The organism is Kluyvera genomosp. 3, assembly GCF_011765685.1.
GTDB classification, from domain to species: Bacteria; Pseudomonadota; Gammaproteobacteria; order Enterobacterales; family Enterobacteriaceae; genus Kluyvera; species Kluyvera georgiana_A.
In genome coordinates this window covers 3,898,871-3,915,554 of sequence record NZ_CP050321.1, presented here as the reverse complement: position 1 = coordinate 3,915,554, position 16,684 = coordinate 3,898,871, and the positions used below count along the sequence as shown (strand labels likewise).

17 protein-coding genes are annotated in these 16,684 nt (G+C 57.3%); 12 read left to right on the top strand and 5 right to left on the bottom strand.

Annotated elements, in window-relative coordinates:
- Position 1: 1 nt before the first annotated feature.
- Entirely contained in the window at positions 2-352 is a 351-nt protein-coding gene (hypA, locus tag GY169_RS18395; protein ID WP_064547780.1) for a hydrogenase maturation nickel metallochaperone HypA, read from the bottom strand.
- A 215-nt stretch (positions 353-567) separates the two neighbouring features.
- Between hypA and hycA the strand changes: the two genes are divergently transcribed.
- The 9 genes from hycA to hycI all read left to right on the top strand — a co-directional run bounded on the left by hycA (position 568) and on the right by hycI (position 8,587).
- On the top strand, positions 568-1,035 hold the full coding sequence (gene hycA, locus GY169_RS18390; protein ID WP_064547782.1) for a formate hydrogenlyase regulator HycA: 468 nt from the start codon (positions 568-570) through the stop codon (positions 1,033-1,035).
- Positions 1,036-1,118: 83 nt separating this feature from the next.
- On the top strand, positions 1,119-1,727 hold the full coding sequence (locus GY169_RS18385) for a 4Fe-4S dicluster domain-containing protein (RefSeq protein ID WP_163447245.1): 609 nt from the start codon (positions 1,119-1,121) through the stop codon (positions 1,725-1,727).
- Positions 1,724-3,550, top strand: a complete 1,827-nt coding sequence (hycC, locus tag GY169_RS18380) for a formate hydrogenlyase subunit 3 (RefSeq protein WP_167576560.1) — start codon at positions 1,724-1,726, stop codon at positions 3,548-3,550. The genes GY169_RS18385 and hycC overlap by 4 nt, the downstream gene beginning before the upstream one ends.
- A 2-nt stretch (positions 3,551-3,552) precedes the next feature.
- Positions 3,553-4,476: a respiratory chain complex I subunit 1 family protein gene (locus tag GY169_RS18375; RefSeq protein ID WP_167576558.1), complete on the top strand. Its 924-nt coding sequence runs from the start codon at positions 3,553-3,555 to the stop codon at positions 4,474-4,476.
- A 16-nt stretch (positions 4,477-4,492) separates the two neighbouring features.
- Positions 4,493-6,202, top strand: a complete 1,710-nt coding sequence (gene hycE, locus GY169_RS18370; protein WP_163447251.1) for a formate hydrogenlyase subunit HycE — start codon at positions 4,493-4,495, stop codon at positions 6,200-6,202.
- A gap of 167 nt (positions 6,203-6,369) precedes the next feature.
- The gene (locus GY169_RS18365) at positions 6,370-6,912 is read left to right on the top strand and encodes a formate hydrogenlyase complex iron-sulfur subunit (protein WP_064547792.1); all 543 of its coding nucleotides are present in this window, start codon (positions 6,370-6,372) and stop codon (positions 6,910-6,912) included.
- Entirely contained in the window at positions 6,912-7,679 is a 768-nt protein-coding gene (locus GY169_RS18360; RefSeq protein ID WP_167576556.1) for an NADH-quinone oxidoreductase subunit B family protein, read from the top strand. Before GY169_RS18365 ends, GY169_RS18360 begins: the two co-directional genes overlap by 1 nt.
- Positions 7,676-8,086 carry a formate hydrogenlyase maturation HycH family protein gene (locus GY169_RS18355; protein ID WP_167576554.1) on the top strand — a complete coding sequence of 137 codons (411 nt, stop codon included), beginning with the start codon at positions 7,676-7,678 and terminating at the stop codon, positions 8,084-8,086. Before GY169_RS18360 ends, GY169_RS18355 begins: the two co-directional genes overlap by 4 nt.
- Positions 8,087-8,110: 24 nt before the next feature.
- Positions 8,111-8,587: a hydrogenase maturation peptidase HycI gene (gene hycI, locus GY169_RS18350; RefSeq protein ID WP_167576552.1), complete on the top strand. Its 477-nt coding sequence runs from the start codon at positions 8,111-8,113 to the stop codon at positions 8,585-8,587.
- 42 nt (positions 8,588-8,629) lie between these two features.
- On the opposite strand, the gene GY169_RS18345 is transcribed toward hycI, so the two are convergent.
- Positions 8,630-10,336 carry a lysophospholipid acyltransferase family protein gene (locus tag GY169_RS18345; RefSeq protein ID WP_167576550.1) on the bottom strand — a complete coding sequence of 569 codons (1,707 nt, stop codon included), beginning with the start codon at positions 10,334-10,336 and terminating at the stop codon, positions 8,630-8,632.
- Between the two features lie 111 nt (positions 10,337-10,447).
- Complete coding sequence (gene hemB, locus GY169_RS18340; RefSeq protein WP_163445875.1) at positions 10,448-11,422, bottom strand: porphobilinogen synthase; 975 nt, start codon at positions 11,420-11,422, stop codon at positions 10,448-10,450.
- A 394-nt stretch (positions 11,423-11,816) separates the two neighbouring features.
- Here hemB and GY169_RS18335 point away from each other — a divergent pair, with 394 nt between their 5' ends.
- The gene (locus GY169_RS18335; RefSeq protein WP_167576549.1) at positions 11,817-12,443 is read left to right on the top strand and encodes a helix-turn-helix domain-containing protein; all 627 of its coding nucleotides are present in this window, start codon (positions 11,817-11,819) and stop codon (positions 12,441-12,443) included.
- On the opposite strand, the gene ampH is transcribed toward GY169_RS18335, so the two are convergent.
- Positions 12,440-13,603, bottom strand: a complete 1,164-nt coding sequence (gene ampH / locus GY169_RS18330; protein WP_167576547.1) for a D-alanyl-D-alanine-carboxypeptidase/endopeptidase AmpH — start codon at positions 13,601-13,603, stop codon at positions 12,440-12,442. The two genes, GY169_RS18335 and ampH, sit on opposite strands and share 4 nt — an antisense overlap.
- 331 nt (positions 13,604-13,934) lie before the next feature.
- Between ampH and sbmA the strand changes: the two genes are divergently transcribed.
- Both sbmA and GY169_RS18320 read left to right on the top strand, forming a co-directional pair.
- Positions 13,935-15,158: a peptide antibiotic transporter SbmA gene (gene sbmA, locus GY169_RS18325; protein WP_163445878.1), complete on the top strand. Its 1,224-nt coding sequence runs from the start codon at positions 13,935-13,937 to the stop codon at positions 15,156-15,158.
- A 31-nt stretch (positions 15,159-15,189) separates the two neighbouring features.
- Positions 15,190-16,296: a DUF1615 domain-containing protein gene (locus GY169_RS18320; RefSeq protein ID WP_163445879.1), complete on the top strand. Its 1,107-nt coding sequence runs from the start codon at positions 15,190-15,192 to the stop codon at positions 16,294-16,296.
- On the opposite strand, the gene GY169_RS18315 is transcribed toward GY169_RS18320, so the two are convergent.
- Positions 16,293-16,595 (bottom strand): DUF2755 family protein, encoded by a 303-nt coding sequence (locus GY169_RS18315; RefSeq protein WP_064547813.1) that lies wholly within the window; start codon positions 16,593-16,595, stop codon positions 16,293-16,295. The genes GY169_RS18320 and GY169_RS18315 overlap by 4 nt on opposite strands.
- Positions 16,596-16,684 lie beyond the last annotated feature (89 nt).

Below are 16,684 nucleotides of genomic sequence, written 5' to 3'. Positions count from 1 at the left end.
TTTACTCCTGATCAATTTCAATTCGCTGAATCTGTAAACCGTCGTCGGCGACGATGCGCAGGTTGTCGCTGTTGCACTGCGGGCAACGGCGGACGTGTACCGACACGAGCTGGACATACTGCTGGCAGGATTCGCACCAGCACTCCGCCTCCTGCTCTTCGACGTGGAGTTTACAGCCTTCAGCCAGCGTGCCGCGGCACACCAGATCAAAACAAAAGGTCATTGCGCTCGTCTCTACACAAGAAAAAGCGCCGACCTTGATCCAGACGCCAGTGACGCGCTTCGCGCCGTTCTGTATCGCCTGTTGTTCAACAATTTCCAGCGCCCGCTGGCAGAGCGTGATTTCGTGCATAACGCCTCCCGTTTCTCTTAACTCGCAGACGTAATGCAATAACGATGCCAGAGATGTAAAAGCGTCGCGAAAGACTGTCGATGACGATGTCACGCTGACGAAATGACATGTCGTTAGCGGCATGTCATTTCTGGAAAAATAATAAAAATCAAATAATTAAAAATATGGCATGAAATGTGCTTAGGAGGCTTGTTTCTATTAACCGGGTAACCGACATGACTATTTGGGAAATTAGCGAGAAGGCCGACTACATCGCCGATCGTCACCGCCGCCATCAGGATCAATGGCGTGTGTACTGTAACTCTCTGGTTCAAGGGATCACATTGTCAAAAGCGCGTCTGCATCACGCGATGAACTGCGCACCGGAGAAAGAGCTGAGCTTCGTGCTGTTCGAACATTTTGTGGTCTCCGTCAGCCTGTCAGGCGGCTTTAACAGCCACACCGTTGAGTACTACGTGGAAACGCGGGATGGCCTGAATAAAGAGTGCGTTGCGCGCGCCGAGCTGAACGCCAGCGGCTTTATTGATGGCACCATCAATATCCGCGATCGCGAGCAGGTGCTGGAACACTACCTGGAAAAAATTTCGCCGGTATACGACACCCTGTATGCGGCGCTGGAGAGCGACAGCCCGGTTAATTTCGGCGGCCTGGCGCAGCAATCTCATCAGGCTTCCATCGCCTGAATTATCGGTGTGTCGACGGGTGTCGAAATGACACCTGCTCTGCATGATTTCGTCAAAAATGACTGTCACCTGAGGAAGACCTGGTGAATCGTTTTGTAATTGCTGACTCTACCCTCTGTATCGGTTGCCGCACCTGCGAAGCAGCCTGCTCGGAAACGCATCGCCACCATGGCCTGCAATCGATGCCGCGGCTCAGAGTAATGCTCAATGAAAAAGAATCCGCGCCACAGTTGTGCCACCAATGTGAAGACGCGCCGTGCGCCGGAGTATGCCCGGTAAATGCCATTAACCGCGTCGATGGCGTCGTACAGCTTAACGAAAGCCTGTGCGTCAGCTGCAAACTGTGCGGCATCGCCTGCCCGTTTGGGGCGATTGAATTTTCCGGTAGCCGCCCGCTGGATATCCCGGCGAACGCCAACACGCCGAAAGCGCTGCCTGCGCCGCCTGCTCCGGCTCGCGTCAGTACCCTGCTGGACTGGGTACCGGGCGTACGCGCTATCGCGGTGAAATGCGACCTGTGCCATTTCGATGAGGAAGGCCCGGCCTGTATCCGCACCTGTCCGACGAAAGCGCTGCATCTGGTCAACAACATGGATATCGCCCGCGTCAGCAAACGCAAACGTGAGCTGACCTTCCACACCGATTTAGGCGATCTGTCGCTGTTTCAGGCGCAACAAGGAGAGGCGAAATGAGCGTGATGACCTTAATCAATAGCGCGGTGGCGTGGTTTGCCTTCGCCGCGGTGCTCTCCTTTTTGCTGTCGTTTAAAAAATCGCTGAGCGGGTTTATCGCCGGGATTGGCGGCGCGCTGGGCAGCGTTTGCGCGCTGCTGGCCGGGGTGCAGGTGCTGATTCACGCCTTTCCGGTGATGGGCCATCTGTCGCTGGTGCACTACAGCGTGCTGGTCACGCCGCTGAACGCGGTCTGGCTGATTGCGCTTGGCCTGTGCGGACTGTTTGTCAGCCTCTACAACATCGACTGGCATCGCCACCCGAAAGTGAAAAACAACGGTCTGCTGGTGAACGTGCTGCTGGCGGCGGCTGTCTGTGCGATTGTCGCCAGCGGCTTCGGCTCGCTGGTGGTGATGGCGGAAATTATGGCGCTGTGCGGCGCGTTCCTTACCGGCTGCGCCTCCTCCGGCAAACTGTGGTTTGCGCTGGGCCGTCTGGGCACCATTCTGCTGGCGATTGCCTGCCTGCTGCTGTGGCAGCGTTACGGTACGCTGGATCTGGTGCTGCTGAACGAACGTGCGCAGCAACTGCCGGTCGGTTCTGACATTTGGGTGCTGTGCGTGCTGGGCTTTGGCCTGTTGGCGGGCATTATCCCGCTGCACGGTTGGGTGCCTTCGGCGCATGCTAATGCCAGCGCACCGGCCGCCGCGCTGTTTTCGACCGTGGTGATGAAAGTGGGTCTGCTCGGCATTCTCACCGTCTCGCTGCTGGGAGATGCTCAGCCGCTGTGGTGGGGCATTGCCCTGTTGGTGCTGGGGATGATCACCGCGTTTGTCGGCGGATTGTACGCGCTGATGGAGCACAACATTCAGCGCCTGCTGGCGTACCACACTCTGGAAAACATCGGCATTATCCTGCTGGGTCTGGGCGTTGGCGTCACCGGTCTGGCGCTGCAACAGCCGGTGATGGTGGCGCTGGGCCTGGTCGGTGGTCTGTACCATCTGCTTAACCATAGCCTGTTTAAAACCACGCTGTTCCTCGGCGCGGGGGCGGTCTGGTTCCGTACCGGCCATCGCGACATCGAAAAGCTGGGCGGGATTGGCAAGCGTATGCCGATGATCTCGCTGGCGATGCTGGTGGGCCTGATGGCGATGGCTGCGCTGCCGCCGCTGAACGGCTTTGCCGGTGAGTGGGTTATCTATCAGTCCTTCTTCAAACTGAGCACCAGCGGTGCGTTTATTGGTCGTCTGCTGGGGCCGCTGCTGGCCGTTGGCCTGGCGATTACCGGCGCGCTGGCGGTGATGTGTATGGCGAAAGTCTACGGCGTCACCTTCCTTGGCGCACCGCGCACCAAAGAGGCGGAAAACGCCTGCTGCGCGCCGCTGCTGATGGCAATTAGCACCGTGGTGATGGCGCTGCTGTGCATCGTGGGCGGCGTTGCCGCACCGTGGCTGCTGCCGCTGCTGAGTACTGCCGTGCCGCTGCCGATGGCGACCGCGCACACCGTGGTGTCCCAGCCGATGATTACCCTGCTGCTGATTGCCTGCCCGCTGCTGCCGTTCATCATTCTGGCGCTGCTCAAAGGCAACCGCCTGCCGAGCCGTTCGCGCGGCGCGGCGTGGGTCTGCGGCTACGACCACGAACAGTCGATGGTGATTACCGCGCACGGTTTTGCAATGCCGGTGAAACAGGCCTTTGCCCCGGTACTCAAACTGCGTAAATGGCTCAACCCGGTCTCTCTGGTTCCAGGCTGGCAGAACGCGGCGGCGCCGCTGCTGCTGCAACGTCTGGCGCTGGTTGAACTGGCGGTGCTGGTCGTGATTGTCATCTCTCGAGGAGCCTGAACATGACGGTCTTATTTGCTTTATTGCAGGCGCTGGTGCTGTTCGCCGTCGCGCCGCTGCTCTCCGGTATTACTCGCGTACTGCGCGCTCGGTTGCATAACCGTCGCGGGCCGGGCGTGATGCAGGAGTATCGCGACATCATCAAACTGCTGGGTCGCCAGAGCATTGGCCCGGACGCTTCCGGCTGGGTCTTCCGCCTGACGCCGTTTGTGATGGTGGGCGTGATGCTGACCATCGCCACCGCGCTGCCGGTGGTTACCGTGGCGTCGCCGCTGCCGGGACTGGGCGATCTCATCACCCTGATCTATCTGTTCGCGGTGGCGCGTTTCTTCTTCGCGATTGCCGGTCTGGACACCGGTAGCCCGTTCACCGCCATCGGCGCCAGCCGTGAAGCGATGCTCGGCGTGCTGGTGGAGCCGATTCTGCTGCTGGGCCTGTGGGTCGCCGCGCTGGTGGCCGGTTCAACGCACATCAGCAATATCACCGACACCCTTTACCACTGGCCGGTCAGCCGCAGCATTCCGCTGGCGCTGGCTTTCTGCGCCTGTGCCTTCGCTACCTTCATCGAAATGGGCAAACTGCCGTTCGATCTGGCGGAAGCGGAGCAGGAACTGCAGGAAGGACCGCTGTCCGAGTACAGCGGCAGCGGCTTCGGCGTGCTGAAGTGGGGCATCAGCCTGAAACAGCTGGTGGTGCTGCAAATGTTCGTTGGCGTATTTATCCCGTGGGGCCAGATGACCAGCTTTAGCGTGAGCGGCCTGGTTATCGCGATCGTTGCCGCCATCGTCAAGCTGGTGGTCGGCGTGCTGATTATCGCACTGTTCGAAAACAGCATGGCGCGTCTGCGTCTGGATATTACCGGTCGTATCACCTGGACCGGGTTCGGTTTAGCCTTTTTAGCCTTCGTCTCCTTGCTGGTGGCGTGATAAGAGAGTTTTGAGCATGTCTGAAGAAAAAGTGGGTCAACACTACCTCGCTGCGCTGCACCAGGCCTTCCCGGGCGTGGTGCTCGACGAAGCCTGGCAGACCAAAGACCAGTTAACGATTACCGTGAAGGTGAACTACCTGCCGGAAGTCGTCGAGTTTCTTTACTACCAGCAGGGCGGCTGGCTATCGGTGCTGTTCGGCAACGACGAACGTAAACTGAATGGACACTATGCGGTCTACTACGTGCTGTCGATGGAGAAAGGCACTAAGTGCTGGATCACCGTGCGCGTGGAAGTGGACGCCAATAAACCGGAATACCCTTCCGTCACGCCGCGCGTGCCTGCTGCCGTTTGGGGCGAGCGTGAAGTGCGCGACATGTACGGTCTGATCCCGGTCGGCCTGCCGGACGAACGTCGTCTGGTGCTGCCGGACGATTGGCCGGACGAGCTGTATCCGCTGCGTAAAGACAGCATGGACTACCGTCAGCGTCCGGCGCCGACCACCGACGCGGAAACCTACGAGTTCATCAACGAGCTGGGCAGCAAGAAGAACAACGTGGTGCCGATTGGCCCGCTGCACGTCACCTCCGATGAACCGGGCCACTTCCGTCTGTTCGTTGACGGCGAGAACATCATCGACGCCGACTACCGTCTGTTCTATGTCCACCGCGGCATGGAAAAACTGGCGGAAACCCGCATGGGTTATAACGAAGTAACCTTCCTGTCCGACCGTGTGTGCGGCATCTGCGGCTTTGCCCACAGCACCGCCTACACCACCTCCGTCGAGAACGCGATGGGTATCGTGGTGCCGGAACGCGCGCAGATGATTCGCGCCATCCTGCTGGAAGTGGAGCGTCTGCATTCGCACCTGCTGAACCTTGGCCTGGCGTGCCACTTCACCGGCTTCGACTCCGGGTTTATGCAGTTCTTCCGCGTACGTGAAGCGTCCATGAAAATGGCGGAAATCCTCACCGGCGCGCGTAAAACCTACGGTCTGAACCTGATTGGCGGCATCCGTCGCGACTTCCTGAAAGACGACATGATCCAGACCCGTCAGCTGGCGCAGCAGATGCGTCGTGACGTGCAGGATCTGGTGGATATTCTGCTGAGCACCCCGAACATGGAACAGCGCACCGTCGGTATCGGCCGCCTGGACCCGGAAATCGCCCGCGACTTCAGCAACGTCGGCCCGATGGTTCGCGCCAGCGGTCACGCCCGTGACACCCGCGCCGATCACCCGTTCGTGGGCTACGGTCTGTTGCCGATGGAAGTGCACAGCGAGCAGGGCTGTGACGTTATTTCCCGTCTGAAGGTGCGAATCAACGAAGTGTTCACCGCGCTGAACATGATTGACTACGGCCTTGATAACCTGCCGGGCGGCCCGTTGGCGGTGGAAGGTTTCACCTACATTCCACACCGCTTCGCGCTGGGCTTCTCTGAAGCGCCGCGTGGTGACGATATCCACTGGAGCATGACCGGCGACAACCAGAAGCTGTACCGCTGGCGCTGCCGTGCGGCAACCTACGCCAACTGGCCAACGTTGCGCTACATGCTGCGCGGCAACACCGTGTCCGATGCGCCGCTGATTATCGGCAGCCTCGACCCTTGCTACTCCTGTACTGACCGTATGACTGTGGTCGATGTGCGTAAGAAGAAGAGCAAGGTCGTGCCGTACAAAGAGCTTGAGCGCTACAGCATCGAGCGTAAGAACTCGCCGCTGAAATAATTGGGGCATTGCGTGGGGGATTTCCCCTCACCCCGACCCTCTCCCCAAAGGGGCGAGGGGGAAGGGCAGATCGAGCGCGAACTGACTGACAGTGCCGATCTGTCCCCTCTCCCTTAGGGAGAGGGTTCGGGTGAGGGGAAAACCCCGCACGCAAGCTGGGAGCAACTATGTTTACCTTTATTAAAAAAGTCATCAAAACCGGCACGACGACATCGTCCTACCCGTTAGAGCCGATGCCGGTAGATAAAAACTTCCGCGGCAAGCCGGAACACAATCCGCAGCAGTGCATCGGCTGCGCGGCATGCGTTAACGCCTGCCCGTCGAACGCGCTGACGGTGGAAACCGATCGCGCCGCTAATCAGCTGGCGTGGCAGTTCAACCTCGGTCGCTGCATCTTCTGCGGCCGCTGCGAAGAAGTGTGCCCGACGGCGGCAATTAAGCTGTCGCAGGAGTATGAGCTGGCGGTGTGGAAAAAAGAAGATTTCCTCCAGCAGTCGCGCTTTGATATCTGCAACTGCCGCGTGTGTAACCGTCCGTTTGCGGTGCAAAAAGAGATTGATTACGCCATTGCGCTGCTCAAGCACAACGGCGACAGCCGCGCGGAAAATCACCGTGAAAGCTTTGAGACGTGCCCGGAATGTAAGCGTCAGAAATGTTTGGTGCCTTCCGACCGTATTGACATGACTCGCCACATGAATGAGGCCATCTGATGAGCAACTTAATAGGGCCACGCGACGCCAACGGCATGCCGGTGCCGATGACGGTAGAGGAATCTATCGCCAGCATGAAAGCGTCGCTGCTGAAAAACATCAAACGTTCCGCTTACGTTTACCGCGTGGACTGCGGCGGCTGTAACGGCTGCGAGATTGAAATTTTTGCGACGCTTTCTCCGCTGTTCGACGCCGAACGTTTTGGCATTAAAGTGGTGCCGTCGCCGCGTCATGCCGACATTCTGCTGTTCACCGGGGCGGTGACTCGCGCCATGCGTTCGCCGGCGCTGCGCGCCTGGCAGTCTGCGCCGGATCCGAAAATCTGTATCTCCTACGGCGCGTGCGGTAACAGCGGTGGTATCTTCCATGACCTGTACTGCGTTTGGGGCGGCACCGACAAAATCGTACCGGTAGACGTGTATATTCCGGGTTGCCCTCCGACGCCTGCGGCGACGCTGTACGGCTTTGCCATGGCGCTGGGCCTGCTGGAGCAGAAAATCCACGCCCGTGCGCCGGGTGAGTTGGACGCCCAGCCTGCGCAACTGCTGCATCCGGACATGGTCCAACCGCTGCGTGTGCAGGTTGACCGCGCCGCGCGCCGTCTGGCGGGCTATCGCTACGGTCGTCAGATTGCCGACGACTATATGCTGCGTCTGAATCAGGGCGATGCTCAGGTGCAGCAGTGGCTGGAGACGGAAAACGATCCGCGTCTGACGGAAATCGTCACGCAGCTTAACCATGTAGTAGAAGAGGCACGTATTCGATGAGCGAACAGGTGGTGTTCAGTCAACTGAGCCGTAAATTTATTGATGAGAACGATGCGACGCCCGACGAGGCGCAGCAGGTTGTCTATTACAGCCTGGCGATTGGCCACCACCTCGGGGTCATCGACTGCCTCGAAGCCGCGCTGACCTGCCCGTGGGACGACTACCGGGCGTGGATCGCCACCCTGGAAGAGGGCAGTACGGCGCGACGTAAAATGGAAGGCGTGCCGAAGTACGGTGAGATTGTTATCGACAGCAACCATGTGTCGATGCTGGCCCACGCCTTTGATAAAGCGCGCGCCGTACAAACCATGCAGCAGCAGGAGTGGAGTCAGGCCATGCTCAATATGCTGCACGCGATTCATCAGGAGAGTGCCATCTATCTGATGGTGCGTCGCCTGCGTGACTGATTTTTGCAAGATTGAGGAATGAACATGACTGACGTTTTACTCTGTGTCGGCAACAGCATGATGGGCGATGACGGCGCGGGCCCGCTGCTGGCGGAAAAGTGCCTCGCCCAACCGAAAGGGGCGTGGGTGGTGATTGACGGCGGCAGCGCGCCGGAAAACGACATCGTCGCGATCCGCGAGCTGAATCCCGATCGTCTGCTGATTGTCGACGCCACCGACATGGGGCTGAATCCCGGCGAGATCCGCATCATCGATCCGGACGATATCGCCGAGATGTTTATGATGACCACCCATAATATGCCGCTGAACTACCTGGTGGATCAGCTGAAAGATGACGTGGGTGAGGTGGTTTTCCTCGGCATTCAGCCGGATATCGTCGGCTTCTATTACCCGATGACCGAGGCGATTAAAGACGCGGTCGAAGTGGTGTATCAACGGCTGGAAGGCTGGCAGGGGCACGGCGGCTTTGCGCAGCTGGAAGCGCAGGAGGATGAGGCGTAATCCGCTCCTCATCCTGACCCTCTCCAGAACGGAGAGGGGAAACTACCTGCCCAGATGCGCACCGATGTAGCGCTGATAGCGATTGGCCTTCAGATAGGTTAAGTCCACCAGTACCAACCCATCCACGCAGTTGTTAAAGTCCGGGTCGCTGCCAAAATCGATAAACTGCACGCCGCCCGCTTCACAGACTTCGGAATATTGTTTGTAGAGCGGCGGAATGCCGCAGCCAAGGTTGCCGAGCAGCGACTTTAGCCGGGTCAGGTCTTCGCTATAATCTTCGCCGCTAAACTGCGCCAGCACGTCCGGTAACGACGCCGGGTACGGGCGGCGCGATTCCGCCAGCGGATGCGTTGCCGGAAACCACAGGCGGTAGAAGGCAACCAGCAGGTCGCGCGCCGCCGGTGGCATCCCACCGGAGATAGAGACCGGACCGAACAGGTAACGGTAGTGCGGATAGCGCGCCAGATACGCGCCGATGCCGGACCACAGGTAGTCCAGCCCACGGCGTCCCCAGTAGCGCGGCTGAATGAAGCTGCGTCCCAGTTCAATACCGTGTTGCAGAATATTATCCATCCGCTCATCGTAGTGGAACAGACTATAGCTGTAGATGCCGTCCAGCCCACGTTTTTCCAGCTGCATGGCAGTAGGGATAAAGCGGTAGGCGCCGACGATTTCCAGATCTTCTTCATCCCATAGAATCAGATGCAGATAGTCGTCGTCATAACCGTCAACGTCGCGGCGTTTGCCGCTACCTTCACCGACTGCGCGGAAGGCGATTTCACGCAAACGGCCCAGTTCGCGCAGCAGCGGCGCATCCTCCTGGTCGTTACGCTGCCATAAATAGATCATTTTCCCGTCCGCCGTGCGCCCCAGACATTCCGCCTGGTTGAACTCGCGCTTAAGCAACGCGCGCGCCTCCGGGCGAGCAATCGCGCTTTCGGTTTTGAATAGGCCCGGCAGCCCTTTGCCTAACCGCTGGACGTGGCGATAGCACCGGTCTGTCATTTCACGCGGCGTGGACTGCGGGTTAAACCAGGCGGACCACGAAATTTGTTCACCAAGCGTTAACGGCAGGCTGCTGTTACGGCGACGGAACATCTGCTGCATCAGTAGCAGCAGCGGCAGGTTTTGCGACATCAGCGTGCTGGCGTAAAACAGCGCACTGTTGCGCGCATCAATCCACGCTGGCAGCAGCGGGGCGCGGTATTTCGCCGCCAGCTTGATAAAACCGGAGTGCCATTTTTTATCGCGAATGCCGCGACGCGTCAGGCGCGACACTTCGCCTGCCGGGAAGAAAATCAGCACGCCGCCGTTTTGCAACTGGCTGTCCATTTGCTGGAGCGCGGCTTTAGCGGTGCGACCGTTGATATTGTCCACCGGAATAAACAGTGAGCTAAGCGGTTCAAGGTGCGTCAGCATCCGGTTGGTGACCACTTTGACGTCGCGGCGCACGCGGGAAACGGCGTAGAGCAGGGCCAGACCATCAAGCGTGCCGGTAGGATGGTTAGCGATGATCACCAGCGGGCCTTGTTCGGGGATTTGTTCGAGACTGCGTAGTGGGAGATCGCAGTGGATATTGAGGTATTCCAGCACCTGTTCGACGGTATCCAGCCCTTTCAGGTGACGGTGGCGTGCCGCGAATTGTTGAAACTCTTCTTCATGCAGCAGTTTTCTCAGCACGCTCTTTTGCCAGGGGGCGGGCCTCACCTCTGGCCACAGGTCGTCGATGACATTGTCGAGACTAAACATAGTGGCTCCTCCTCTGTCCTGCTGTGACAGTAGAAGGGGGAGATGTCGGTTAGATGGCAGTTTGGTGACGTTTTATGACAAAACGCCCCGCATGGCGGGGCGTTGGGGGGATTAACGCAGAATTTTCTTCTCGGCTAAATCGAGGGCGAAGTAGCTGAAGATGAGGTCCGCGCCCGCGCGTTTGATGGCGCCGAGGCTTTCCAGCACCACTTTCTCTTCGTCAATGGCGCCGGCCTGTGCGGCAAACTTAATCATCGCGTACTCGCCGCTAACCTGGTAGGCGCCAATCGGCAGCTCGGTGCGTTCACGGATATCGCGCAGGATATCGAGATAGGCGCCCGCCGGTTTGACCATCAGGCAGTCGGCGCCCTGGGCTTCGTCGAGCAGTGATTCGCGAATCGCCTCGCGGCGGTTCATCGGGTTCATCTGATAGGTTTTGCGATCGCCCTTCAGCGCGGTGCCGGCCGCTTCACGGAACGGGCCGTAGAAGGAGGAGGCGAATTTGGTGGAGTAGGACATGATCGCGGTATCGGTGAAGCCCGCCGCGTCCAGCGCCTGGCGAATAGCCTGTACCTGGCCGTCCATCGCCGCGGAAGGGGCGATAAAGTCGGCACCCGCCGCCGCCGCAACCACCGCCTGTTTGCCGAGGTTAGCCAGCGTCAGGTCGTTGTCCACGCCGTGATCGCACAGCACGCCACAGTGGCCGTGAGAGGTGTATTCGCAGAAGCAGGTATCGGACATGACGATCATTTCCGGTACGGTTTGCTTGCAGATGCGCGACATACGCGCCACCAGACCGTCTTCTTTCCAGGCATCGCTGCCGGTGGCGTCGGTGTGGTGAGAGATGCCAAAGGTCATCACCGAGCGGATACCGGCGTTAGCAATGCGTTCAATTTCGCGCGCCAGATGTTTTTCTGGAATGCGCATCACGCCCGGCATGGCCTCGATGGCTTTGTAATCGTTGATTTCTTCTTCAACAAAGATCGGCAACACCAGGTCGTTTAAGCTCAGTGTTGTCTCTTCAAACATGGCGCGCAGCGCAGCGGATTTGCGCAGGCGACGGGGGCGATGGAGTAAGTCTGTCATGGTATGCCTGATGTTTGTGAAATAAGACCACTATTGTAACCGAATCAGGGTAAAGATGTTTTACTAAAGTGGTGGTTATGCTCATCGTACGGCCAGGCGGCATGGAACGCGACGAACGGATATTGCTTAATACCTCATGAGTGGAATGAATACTTAATTTTTATTATTTTGTGATTAAGTATATTTAATATTTTTGTTTTCATCTTTCATATTGGATTAATGGTTTTTTTAAAACGATTTTTAAAAGTTTTTACTTTACTCAGCGGGAAAGTTTTTTATTATGTTCATCAGGTTCTTTTTCGGACCTAGCGCATACAGAACCGGAACTATTCTGTATATCTTAGGACATTATCCCCATCACGAAGAGGGGGGATATTTGCACGGATTGCATCGCATGCCTTATCTCAGTAAACCACACGCCGAATTTATCGCGCTCGATAAGCATCTGGCGCCACGTGGCGTGAGCTTTAATCTGCAACCAGGGCAGAGTGTGCTGCCAGTTGACAGCACCCTGGGGGAGATGACCATCGTGGTACAAAAAGGGGCGGTTTCCCTACGCCGCGAAGAGAACAACGTTCTCTTTGGCCTGGTTCAGGGACCGTCGATTTTTGGTCTGGCCGCGGCGGCCAGCCCCATTCATAACCGTTATTCGCTCACAGCCGAAGCCGAATGCCGGGGGTACTACCTCCCGGCAAAAGAGACCCTACAATGCCTTGACCGCTATCAGCTCTGGCGAGAAGCGTTTTACTGGATGGCCTGGCAGACGCGTTTGCTGGAACAACGCGATAAGCAGTTAATTGGCGCTAACCATTATCATCAGATTCGCGCCACATTATTAATGATGCGCAACTGGGACGATAATATTCGCGCACGTATTGGTGTGCTGAATTATATTCAGCAACGTACGCGAATATCGCGTTCGGTGATAGCCGAGGTATTAGCCGCGCTGCGCCAGGGCGATTATATCCAGATGGAAAAAGGCAAACTCGTCGGTATTACGCGTTTGCCTTCGGAATATTAAGAGGCGGGGATAACGTTGGCTTTATTACCGCTGAGCTCGGTCACTAATTCATTAATACCGTCGCTCATATTGACGAAGCGGGTTAACGGTGAGCGGGTCACCACCACGAAAGCGCCGACGTTAGACTGCGGAATCATCGCCATATAGGTGATAAAGCCGCCACCGCCGCCGGTTTTCTGGATAATGCCAGGGCGACCATCTTTCGGCGCCATGTACACCCAGCCGAGGCCCAGCGCGTCGGCGCGGCCCGGTACGTCCATGCCAATCACGCGGGTTAACTGGCTACGCTTGTAGACCAGCGTCTGCATCCGGTCGGCCTGGCTGCTGCGGTGGTAGAAATCGGATGACAGATACTGCTGCATCCAGCGCATCATATCGCCCGGCGTAGAATACACGCCACCGCTGCCCATGGCCGCCAGCGTGTTATTACACGGGCTGGCTCCTTTTTCCGCCACCATCAGACGGCCACACTGGTCCGGCGACGGCGTAAACGTGGTGTCCTTCATGCCCAGCGGGCGCGCGATCTGCTCTTCAAACAGCTGTGGATAGGGTTTGTGCGCGGCGTTGCCCAGCGCGTCGGCCAGCAGGTCGAAGGCCAGGTTAGAGTAGCTGGCCTGCGAGCCCGGCGCGGCGTGCAGTTTTGCCGTTGACAGATAGCTCCAGCGCTGCGACTGAGTCGGCCAGACGAAGACCGGACGATGCGCCGCGCCGCCCGGCTGCTCGCGCGGCAGAGAGCTGGTATGCGTTGCCAGGTTCACTAAGCGAATTGGCGTGCCGTTGTAGCTCGGGACGCTCGCGCCCGACGGTGCATATTTACTCAGCGGGTCGTCGAGCTTCACCACGCCCTGGTCGAGCAGTTTCACCAGCATTTCGCTGGTCATCAGCTTCGTCAGCGAGGCGATACGAATCACCGAGTCAAGCTGCGGATGCACGTTGTTGCCCGGACGGGTTTCGCCAAAGCTGCGGAACACGCGCTGGTTGCCGTCGATCACCACCAGGGCCATGCCGGTCGCGCCACTCCCGTAAAAGATATGGTTAGCGTATCGGTCAACAATATCGGACGCAAACGCGGGCGCGGTAATCGGCTGTGGCTGAGCTGCCTGCACCGAGGTCAATGACGCCACGCACAGCGCGGCAGAAAAAAGCAGACTACGTTTCAACGGAAGCATCCATGAATTGAAATGGGAGAGTAATGCGTATTTATACTAAAAATACATCGAATCGGCATCAGGCACAGCGCCATTAAACGGTATGATAGCGGGAAAAACGTAACCGAGCGTAAACGCGATGATTATTCCGCGATGTGGATACGCGCTTTTGTGATCCGACGCGTATGATAGAGACGTGGACCGCCTGCGAACTCTGGCGGTATTTTTCGGTCTGATTGCACAGTTACATTGCCTAATACCTCTTTACGGTAAAAACGATCCGTGGCGGTATTCTGTTGTCACAGCACAACGCAGAATCATAAGAAGTTAGCAGGAGAGTACGATGTTTAAGTCTTTTTTCCCTAAGCCGGGTCCCTTTTTTCTCTCGGCGTTTATTTGGGCAATGGTCGCGGTGATTTTCTGGCAGGTGGGCGGCGGTAGCTGGCTGCTGCGCCTGACCGGCGCGAGCAATGATGTGCCGATTAGCGCGGCGCGTTTCTGGTCGCTGAACTACCTGGTGTTTTATGCCTACTATCTGGTGTGCGTCGGGCTATTTGCCGGCTACTGGTTTATCCGCAGCCCGCACCGCTGGCAGTACTGGTCGATTCTGGGCACGGCGCTGATTATTTTTGTCACCTGGTTTCAGGTAGAAGTGAGCGTGGCAGTGAACGCCTGGTATGCGCCGTTTTACGATCTGATTCAAAAAGCGCTCTCCGCGCCGCATAAGGTCGCAATTGGCCAGTTTTATCAGGAAATTGGAATCTTTTTAGGTATCGCCTTTATTGCGGTAGTCATTGGCGTATTGAGTAACTTTTTCATTAGCCACTATATCTTTCGCTGGCGTACCGCGATGAACGAATACTACATCGCGCACTGGCAGCACCTGCGTCATATCGAGGGGGCGGCTCAACGTGTGCAGGAAGATACCATGCGTTTTGCCTCTACGCTTGAGGATATGGGCGTTAGCCTGCTGAACGCGATCATGAAACTGATTGCTTTTCTGCCGGTACTGGTCGCACTTTCCCCACATGTACGTGAACTGCCGATTGTTGGGTATATACCCTATGGTCTGGTGATTGCCGCCATTATCTGGTCGTTGCTCGGTACCGGTTTACTGGCGATAGTCGGTATCAAGCTACCGGGGTTAAATTTTAAGAATCAACGGGTGGAAGCGGCATATCGTAAGGAATTGGTGTACGGCGAGGATGATCCTAATCGCGCTACACCACCAACGGTACGCGAGCTGTTTGACGCCGTGCGCCATAACTACTTTAAACTCTATTTCCATTACACATATTTTAATATTGCACGCATCGTGTATATACAGGCAGATACCGTTTTCGGTCTGTTCCTGCTGTTTCCGTCGATTGTAGCCGGTACGATTACGCTCGGTCTGATGACGCAGATCAGTAACGTATTCGATCAGGTTCGTAGTTCGTTCCAGTATTTGATCAGCTCCTGGACCACGCTGGTGGAGCTGATGTCTATCTACAAACGTCTGCGCAGCTTCGAACGAGAGCTGGATAACAAAGATCTGCCGGATGAAATCGTTCAGCCGCAAAGTTAAGAAAACCGTTTATTTTTGATAAGGATAGCCCATGGCGATAGCCACAACGCGTTACCGTTCGTTTGCCCTGACCCTGCTGGCCGCCGCGCTGTTAAGCGCCTGTACCAGCCAGCAGGCACCGCAGCTGAAAGAGGGCGAAAAACCGGTCGATGTGGCAAGCGTGGTGCGGCAAAAAATGCCCGCCAGCGTGAAGGACAGAGACGCCTGGGCGCAGGCGCTGGCGAAGACTTTCGAGAGCCAGAAGCTGACGCCGACGGAGGAGAATATCTGTTCGGTGCTGGCGGTCGCGCAACAGGAGTCGAACTATCAGTCCGACCCGTCGGTACCTAATCTGAGCAAAATCGCCTGGCAGGAGATCGACCGCCGAGCGGAGAAGATGCATATCCCGGTTTTCCTGGTGCACACCGCGCTGAAAATCAACTCGCCCAACGGTAAAAGCTACAGCGAACGGCTGGATAACGTGAAAACCGAAAAACAGCTGAGTGCGATATTCGACGACTTTATCGGCATGGTGCCGATGGGGCAGAAGCTGTTTGGCTCGCTTAACCCGGTCCACACCGGCGGGCCGATGCAGGTCAGCATCGCCTTTGCCGAACAGCATCAGGATAACTACCCGTGGAAGATGGAGGGCACCGTCCGCCAGGAGGTGTTCTCGCTGCGCGGCGGTCTGTGGTTCGGCACCTACCATCTGCTTAACTACCCGGCGAGCTACACGGCGCCTGTTTATCGCTACGCCGACTTTAATGCCGGTTGGTACGCTAGCCGTAACGCGGCTTTCCAGTATGCGGTCAGTAAAGCCACCGGCGTGAAACTGGCGCTGGATGGCGACGTTATCCTTTACGGCAGCGATGAGCCGGGCAGCACGGAGAAAGCGGTCAGGAAACTGGCGGACAAGCTGTCGCTGAGCAACGCTGAAATTCACCGTCAGCTACAAAAAGGCGATAGCCAGGCGTTTGAAAGCACCGCGTTGTACAAAGGGGTGTATAAAATTGCCGAGCAAAAAGCGGGTAAACCGCTGGCCCGCGAGATGCTGCCGGGGATTCAGCTGGAGAGCCCGAAAATAACCCGTCAGTTAACCACGGCGTGGTTTGCTAAACGGGTTGATGAGCGCCGGGCCAAATGCATGGCGCTGAATTAATCGTGATGACGCAGGCGGCGCACCAGGGAAACCACGCCAAGGATGGCGCAGCCTGCGAGGAAGGGCACCAGGCCAAACAGCGTACTCACGCCGAGGCCAATTTCCACGCGCGGACGGCCGCTATCCTGAATCTGCATCAGGTGCTCATAGATACCTGGAGCGTGCAGCACCAGCGATAGCAGTTGCGCGCCTACTGAAAAGCACAGCAGGACGAAAAGCGCGTACGCGAGGTTGCCTGACGCGGAGGACGCCTTTTTCTTCCCACTGAACATGAGTTTTGACAAGGTAAAATCTGTCATTGGGACCTCCAGGATCACGTGAAGACGGATGATTGCGTGTTACTGGGGTGAGTGTGGCAGTAGATAGGAATTGTCAATATCGGATTTAT

Bases quoted from the DNA above. Each gene is read 5' to 3' on its own strand.
- hypA (WP_064547780.1), bottom strand. From the start codon at position 352: ATGCACGAAATCACGCTCTGCCAGCGGGCGCTGGAAATTGTTGAACAA.
- hycA (WP_064547782.1), top strand. From the start codon at position 568: ATGACTATTTGGGAAATTAGCGAGAAGGCCGACTACATCGCCGATCGT.
- hycC (WP_167576560.1), top strand. From the start codon at position 1,724: ATGAGCGTGATGACCTTAATCAATAGCGCGGTGGCGTGGTTTGCCTTC.
- GY169_RS18375 (WP_167576558.1), top strand. From the start codon at position 3,553: ATGACGGTCTTATTTGCTTTATTGCAGGCGCTGGTGCTGTTCGCCGTC.
- hycE (WP_163447251.1), top strand. From the start codon at position 4,493: ATGTCTGAAGAAAAAGTGGGTCAACACTACCTCGCTGCGCTGCACCAG.
- GY169_RS18365 (WP_064547792.1), top strand. From the start codon at position 6,370: ATGTTTACCTTTATTAAAAAAGTCATCAAAACCGGCACGACGACATCG.
- GY169_RS18360 (WP_167576556.1), top strand. From the start codon at position 6,912: ATGAGCAACTTAATAGGGCCACGCGACGCCAACGGCATGCCGGTGCCG.
- GY169_RS18355 (WP_167576554.1), top strand. From the start codon at position 7,676: ATGAGCGAACAGGTGGTGTTCAGTCAACTGAGCCGTAAATTTATTGAT.
- hycI (WP_167576552.1), top strand. From the start codon at position 8,111: ATGACTGACGTTTTACTCTGTGTCGGCAACAGCATGATGGGCGATGAC.
- GY169_RS18345 (WP_167576550.1), bottom strand. From the start codon at position 10,336: ATGTTTAGTCTCGACAATGTCATCGACGACCTGTGGCCAGAGGTGAGG.
- hemB (WP_163445875.1), bottom strand. From the start codon at position 11,422: ATGACAGACTTACTCCATCGCCCCCGTCGCCTGCGCAAATCCGCTGCG.
- GY169_RS18335 (WP_167576549.1), top strand. From the start codon at position 11,817: ATGCCTTATCTCAGTAAACCACACGCCGAATTTATCGCGCTCGATAAG.
- sbmA (WP_163445878.1), top strand. From the start codon at position 13,935: ATGTTTAAGTCTTTTTTCCCTAAGCCGGGTCCCTTTTTTCTCTCGGCG.
- GY169_RS18320 (WP_163445879.1), top strand. From the start codon at position 15,190: ATGGCGATAGCCACAACGCGTTACCGTTCGTTTGCCCTGACCCTGCTG.
- GY169_RS18315 (WP_064547813.1), bottom strand. From the start codon at position 16,595: ATGACAGATTTTACCTTGTCAAAACTCATGTTCAGTGGGAAGAAAAAG.